Source organism: Vibrio sp. 1978, from assembly GCF_033344345.1.
The window spans coordinates 1-514 of the sequence record NZ_JAWPOP010001040.1 but is presented as its reverse complement, the minus strand read 5'-3'; the positions used below and the strand labels follow the sequence as shown (position 1 = coordinate 514).

Annotated in this window: 1 pseudogene; it reads left to right on the top strand. The window is 45.1% G+C overall.

From position 1 onward, the window contains the following. Positions 1-271 (top strand): annotated as a pseudogene (locus tag R8N49_RS30545) (inosine/guanosine kinase); the annotation flags it as partial. Positions 272-514: the final 243 nt, after the last annotated feature.

Genomic DNA, 514 nt, shown 5'->3' with positions numbered 1-514 from the left:
TGGCCCTCTAGAAATTAAGAACACTGATGGCGCGGGTGATGCTGCACTGTCTGCACTGGTGCATGACATGGCTGCAAACTCTTTCCATCAGAAAGAAGTGCCTACTTCAGGGAAACATGAAGTACGCTGTCTGACGTATTCATCACTTTCTCAAATTTGTAAATACGCGAACCGCGTGAGCTACGAAGTGCTAACTCAGCACTCTCCTCGCCTATCGCGAGCTCTGCCAGAACGCGAAGACAGCTTAGAAGAGACCTACTGGGATCGCTAAGAAGGTTAGCTTTAGAGCAAAAAATATACTTAGGTCACCGTTTGGTGGCCTTTTTGTTTTGATCTAGCGCAGTATTTAGTGGATTTTGTTACTATGTAGCACGCGAAGGCGCACGAACTTCTTTACACCTAATTTTATACCAGTATTATTCTCGCGCAAACGTTTGCGCAACAACAATACAGTCTTCATAGATTGCTTGATGTTGAACGACGCGTGGTAGACATATTTGGGAGTATCCATGCA